1 protein-coding gene is annotated in these 456 nt (G+C 46.3%); it reads right to left on the minus strand.

What is annotated here, in order from left to right:
- Positions 1 to 96: 96 nt before the first annotated feature.
- Positions 97 to 456, minus strand: a 360-nt coding sequence (locus NE664_13910; GenBank protein ID MCQ4727729.1) for a substrate-binding domain-containing protein, incomplete at its 5' end; no start/stop codon positions are given.

The following is a 456-nucleotide window of genomic DNA, read 5'->3' on the forward strand; positions in this document are numbered from 1 at the left end:
TAAGATGGCTCCTTTCATTTATGCGGATAAAAGGAACGTAGTGTCTGTTACCCTGCTACGTCCCTTTTTATGATGTCTGTTTCAGCCGTCGGGCTTTTAGTTTGCCGGGATTAAACCAACGGATTTTACTAATTCGGTGCCTTCATCGGAGTAGATGTAGTCGAATAATGCTTTTACCAGGTCGTTCTGCTCGGAAATTTCTCCTTTGGTTGCCATAACGAACGGACGGCTTAAGAAATAAGATCCGGCTTTGATATTTTCAGGAGTTGCTTCTGTTCCATCCAGCTTTAAGGTCTTAACCGTATCGTCCAGAACGTCTAAGGAAACGTAGCCGATAGAACCGGGAGTGGAAGCAACCTTTGCCATAACTGCGCCGGTGCTGTCTAATTCATTGCTGTATTTGCAGGCGTCGGCCACATCGAGGATTTCCTCAAATGCGCTTCTTGTGCCGGATCC

This window comes from Anaerotignum faecicola, assembly GCA_024460105.1.
Lineage (GTDB): Bacteria > Bacillota > Clostridia > Lachnospirales > Anaerotignaceae > JANFXS01.